The 5,703-nt window shown below is 59.4% G+C and carries 3 rRNA genes; all 3 read left to right on the top strand.

Annotated elements, in window-relative coordinates:
* Positions 1-332: 332 nt before the first annotated feature.
* The 3 genes from WMO36_RS08300 (at position 333) to rrf (ending at position 5,702) form a co-directional block, all read left to right on the top strand.
* Positions 333-1,860, top strand: a 16S ribosomal RNA gene (locus WMO36_RS08300).
* Between the two features lie 452 nt (positions 1,861-2,312).
* A 23S ribosomal RNA gene (locus WMO36_RS08295) occupies positions 2,313-5,385 on the top strand.
* A 199-nt stretch (positions 5,386-5,584) separates the two neighbouring features.
* A 5S ribosomal RNA gene (gene rrf, locus WMO36_RS08290) occupies positions 5,585-5,702 on the top strand.
* Together the 16S, 23S and 5S rRNA genes form the textbook arrangement of a ribosomal RNA operon.
* Position 5,703 lies beyond the last annotated feature (1 nt).

Here is a 5,703-nt window from a genome sequence, read left to right as displayed (position 1 = left end):
CAATGGTTTTCGTGGTGTTCGTGGATGTCCGATTTGCGTTGCCGGCCGTTGTGCTGTAGGTTTATCTCTTGCTGCCGCTCAGCGAGTGGTTCCCCGGCTGGGGTTCCCTGAGGTGGGTGAGTGGTGGTGGTTTGAGAACTCAAAAGCGTATTTGTACTACTTCTTTATAGTCAATGATTGCCAGTCCGTCTTACGGCCCGCGTGTTTGGCGTGGGTGCCGGGAGGCCGGTCAAACGGGACGGGGTTTTTGCGGACAGTCCGTTTTCCTTATAAACGGATGTCGGTTTCTTTATTTTTGAGAGTCACATGTTGGTTCTCTTCATGAAAGGTTTTTTGTGGAGGGTTCGATTCTGGCTCAGGATGAACGCTGGCGGCGTGCTTAACACATGCAAGTCGAACGGGATCCATCAAGCTTGCTTGGTGGTGAGAGTGGCGAACGGGTGAGTAATGCGTGACCGACCTGCCCCATACACCGGAATAGCTCCTGGAAACGGGTGGTAATGCCGGATGCTCCGACTCCTCGCATGGGGTGTCGGGAAAGATTTCATCGGTATGGGATGGGGTCGCGTCCTATCAGGTAGTCGGCGGGGTAACGGCCCACCGAGCCTACGACGGGTAGCCGGCCTGAGAGGGCGACCGGCCACATTGGGACTGAGATACGGCCCAGACTCCTACGGGAGGCAGCAGTGGGGAATATTGCACAATGGGCGCAAGCCTGATGCAGCGACGCCGCGTGCGGGATGACGGCCTTCGGGTTGTAAACCGCTTTTGATCGGGAGCAAGCCTTCGGGTGAGTGTACCTTTCGAATAAGCACCGGCTAACTACGTGCCAGCAGCCGCGGTAATACGTAGGGTGCAAGCGTTATCCGGAATTATTGGGCGTAAAGGGCTCGTAGGCGGTTCGTCGCGTCCGGTGTGAAAGTCCATCGCTTAACGGTGGATCTGCGCCGGGTACGGGCGGGCTGGAGTGCGGTAGGGGAGACTGGAATTCCCGGTGTAACGGTGGAATGTGTAGATATCGGGAAGAACACCAATGGCGAAGGCAGGTCTCTGGGCCGTTACTGACGCTGAGGAGCGAAAGCGTGGGGAGCGAACAGGATTAGATACCCTGGTAGTCCACGCCGTAAACGGTGGATGCTGGATGTGGGGCCCGTTCCACGGGTTCCGTGTCGGAGCTAACGCGTTAAGCATCCCGCCTGGGGAGTACGGCCGCAAGGCTAAAACTCAAAGAAATTGACGGGGGCCCGCACAAGCGGCGGAGCATGCGGATTAATTCGATGCAACGCGAAGAACCTTACCTGGGCTTGACATGTTCCCGACCGCTCCAGAGATGGGGCTTCCCTTCGGGGCGGGTTCACAGGTGGTGCATGGTCGTCGTCAGCTCGTGTCGTGAGATGTTGGGTTAAGTCCCGCAACGAGCGCAACCCTCGCCCTGTGTTGCCAGCGCGTCATGGCGGGAACTCACGGGGGACCGCCGGGGTCAACTCGGAGGAAGGTGGGGATGACGTCAGATCATCATGCCCCTTACGTCCAGGGCTTCACGCATGCTACAATGGCCGGTACAACGGGATGCGACATGGCGACATGGAGCGGATCCCTGAAAACCGGTCTCAGTTCGGATTGGAGTCTGCAACCCGACTCCATGAAGGCGGAGTCGCTAGTAATCGCGGATCAGCAACGCCGCGGTGAATGCGTTCCCGGGCCTTGTACACACCGCCCGTCAAGTCATGAAAGTGGGTAGCACCCGAAGCCGGTGGCCTAACCCCTTGTGGGATGGAGCCGTCTAAGGTGAGACTCGTGATTGGGACTAAGTCGTAACAAGGTAGCCGTACCGGAAGGTGCGGCTGGATCACCTCCTTTCTACGGAGTTTTCAGGACGCCGGTCTGGCGTCCGTCGTGTGGCCCATGCGTCGGGAATGGTTCCCGGTTTCGTGTGGGCGTGCTGGTGTGGAAGAGATCATGGGCTTTGGGATTCCTTTTCGGGGGTCCGGGGAGTGGTATGGGTATGCTTTTGGGCTCCCGGACCGCCACCCGCGACTTGTGGTCGCGTGCGGTTTTCCGGATGCCCCTGGTGGGACGCCGTGGGCCTGTGGGCCTGTGGGTCGGGTCCTGGCGGGGCGCGTGGTGGTTTGAGAACTGGATAGTGGACGCGAGCAATGCGATGAATTCTGTTTCATCGTTTGCTTTATCGCGATTTCGCCAGGCTCTTTTTTGGAGTCTGGTTTCGAGATCGATCGTTTTGTGATCATTTTTTACAGTGTGATGATTTGTCGTCTGGCGTGATGAAGCTATCATTAGGGTTTTTCGGGGCGTGTGCCGCCCTGAAGGGCGTATGGTGGATGCCTTGGCAGACAGTACCGATGAAGGACGTTTGAGGATGCGATAAGCCTCGGGGAGCCTCCAACATGGCTTCGATCCGAGGATTTCCGAATGGGGCAACCCGCCGGCCGTCATGGGCCGGCACGGAACCTTGTTGTTCCGGGGGTACGCAGGGAAGTGAAACATCTCAGTACCTGCAGGAAGGGATACTCCGTGAGTAGTGGCGAGCGAAAGCGGATCAGACCAAACCATGGGCGCGTGATACCCGTCGGGGGTTGCGTCCGTGGTGTTGAGGGAGCGTGTGTCCCGGTTCCGACGGACCGGGCGGGAGTCATAAAACGGCTTGCCAGGGGAACAGGCTTGAAGGCCTGGCCGCAGAGGGTGCCAGCCCCGTACCTGGAAGCTTGCCGTCTTCCGATCATGCGTCCCAAGTAGCGCGGGCCTCGTGGAATCCCGTGTGAATCCGCCCCGACCGTGGGGTAAGTCTAAGCATACCTGTCTGACCGATAGCGTACCAGTACCGTGAGGGAAAGGTGAAAAGCACCCCGGGAGGGGAGTGAAAGAGTTCCTGAAACCGTGCGCCTACAATCCGTCGGAGCCTTCTTTGTGGGGTGACGGCGTGCCTATCGAAAAATGAGTCTGCGAGTCAGTGGTGCGTGGCGAGGCTAACCCGTCGTGGGGGAGCCGTAGCGAAGGCGAGTCTCAAAAGGCGTTTTGAGTCGCGTGCCCTGGACCCGAAGCGGGATGATCTAGCCCTGGGCAGGTTGAAGCGCGGGTAAGACCGCGTGGAGGACCGAACCCACCTGGGTTGAAAACCGGGGGGATGACCTGGGGCTAGGGGTGAAAGGCCAATCAAATTCCGTGATAGCTGGTTCTCTCCGAAATGCATTTAGGTGCAGCGTCGGTTGATTGCATCGCGGGGGTAGAGCTACTGGATGCTTGCGGGCCCGTGTCGGGTACCAATAGCAGCCAAACTCCGAATACCGTGGATGTGTATTCCGGCAGTGAGTCGGCGGGGGATAAGCTCCGTCGTCGAGAGGGAGACAGCCCAGATCGTCGTCTAAGGTCCCGAAGCGTGTGCTAAGTGGGAAAGGATGTGGAGTCGCATAGACAGCCAGGAGGTTGGCTCAGAAGCAGCCATCCTTGAAAGAGTGCGTAACAGCTCACTGGTCTAGTGGTTCCGCGCCGACAATGTAGCGGGGCTCAAGCACACCACCGAAGACGCGGCAACGGCCTTTTCGGCCGTTGGGTAGGAGAGCGTCCCGCGTGGGGCGAAGCGGCCGTGGAAACGTGCCGTGGACCGCGCGGGAGCGAGAATGCAGACATGAGTAGCGAGAGACGGGTGAGGATCCCGTCCGCTGGATGACCAAGGGTTCCGGGGCCACGTTCGTCGTCCCCGGGTGAGTCGGGTCCTAAGGCGAGGCCGACAGGCGTAGTCGAATGGATGAACGGGTGGATATTCCCGTACCGGCAGCGAACCGCAAGAGCCGAACGGATGAGTACTAACCTCCGGTCGCGTGGCGTCGTTCCCTTCGGGGTTCGGTGTCCGCGATTGTTGGGAGCGTAGTCCTGGTAGGTTAGCGCACAGGGGTGACACGGAATGGGAGCCGGCCGCGGAGGTGGTTTTCCGTGGTCAAGCACGCAGCCCGTCCCATAGGCAAATCCGTGGGACGTGTGGGTGAGGTGCGATGATGGGCGCCTTTTGGCGCGATATCCGGTGGTCCAGGCCGTCGAGAAAAGCCTCGGCGCGAGGGGCGTTGCCGCCCGTACCCCAAACCGACACTGGTGGTCAGGTAGAGAATACCAAGGCGATCGAGCGAATCCTGGTCAAGGAACTCGGCAAATCACTCCCGTGCCTTCGGTATAAGGGAGACCCCCGGACGTGAAGAGGCTTGCCCTCGGAGCGTCGGGGGGTGGCACAGACCAGGGGGTAGCGACTGTTTACCAAAAACACAGGTGCATGCGAAGGCGCAAGCCGCTGTATATGCACTGACGCCTGCCCGGTGCCGGAAGGTTAAGAGGATCCGTCAGCCCTCGGGTGAAGCGGTGAATTCAAGCCCCGGTAAACGGCGGTGGTAACTATAACCATCCTAAGGTAGCGAAATTCCTTGTCGGGTAAGTTCCGACCTGCACGAATGGCGTAACGACTTCCCCACTGTCTCGACCAGGAGCTCGGCGAAATTGCAGTACGAGTAAAGATGCTCGTTAAGCGCAGAAGGACGAAAAGACCCCGGGACCTTTACTATACCTTGGTATTGGCGTTAGGCGCGGATTGTGTAGCATAGGCGGGAGGCTTCGAAGCGCGGGCGCCAGCCCGTGTGGAGCCGCAAGGTGAAATACCGCTCTGTTCTCGTTTGACGTCTAACCTCGGCAAGTCATCCTTGTCAGGGACAGTGCCTGGCGGGTAGTTTAACTGGGGCGGTTGCCTCCCAAAGAGTAACGGAGGCGCTCAAAGGTCCGCTCAGCCCGGTTGGCAATCGGGTTTCGAGTGTAATCGCACAAGCGGGCTTGACTGCGAGAGCGACGGTTCGAGCAGGGACGAAAGTCGGAGATAGTGATCCGGTGCCGGCGCACGGGCGCGGCATCGCTCAACGGATAAAAGGTACCCCGGGGATAACAGGCTGATCATTCCCAAGAGTCCATATCGACGGGATGGTTTGGCACCTCGATGTCGGCTCGTCGCATCCTGGGGCTGGAGCAGGTCCCAAGGGTTCGGCTGTTCGCCGATTAAAGCGGCACGCGAGCTGGGTTCAGAACGTCGTGAGACAGTTTGGTCTCTATCCTCTGCGCTCGTTGGAATCCTGAGGAGGCCTGCCCATAGTACGAGAGGACCTGGGTGGACGGACCTCTGGTATGCCGGTTGTCGCGCCAGCGGCATGGCCGGTTGGCTACGTTCGGGAGGGATAACCGCTGAAAGCATCTAAGCGGGAAGCCTGCTCCAAGATTAGGATTCCTTGGCACTTCGGTGCCTGTAGCCCGCATGTGGAACACGTGTTCGATAGGCCGGAGGTGGAAGTCCCGCGAGGGGTGGAGCCGACCGGTACTAACGGGCGATCGCGGCACATTCTTCCAATCCTGTTGGGTTGGGTCTCGTCCTGTGGTGGTTTCTCGTTGGATGGCAAGGAATGCTGTTTCTTGTGGTCACGACGATGCTGGTAAGGCGTTTTGCTTGCGTCCGTTGTCCGGTTCCCGGACCGCCACGATCGGAATCGTGGCTGGTTCCGTTTGCCGGCCGATCCCTTGTGGTTGGCCGTTACATTGGTTTTGCGGTGGTCATGGCCCAGGTGAGACGCCCGGTCCCTTTCCGAACCCGGAAGCTAAGGCCTGGCTGCGGCGATGGTACTGCACTCGAGAGGGTGTGGGAGAGTAGCGCGCCGCCGCATT

Origin of the sequence: Bifidobacterium hominis, from assembly GCF_040095915.1 — a bacterium.
GTDB classification, from domain to species: domain Bacteria; phylum Actinomycetota; class Actinomycetes; order Actinomycetales; family Bifidobacteriaceae; genus Bifidobacterium; species Bifidobacterium hominis.
The sequence above is the reverse complement of the archived record's forward strand: the minus strand, read 5'-3'. Positions and strand labels throughout refer to the sequence as shown.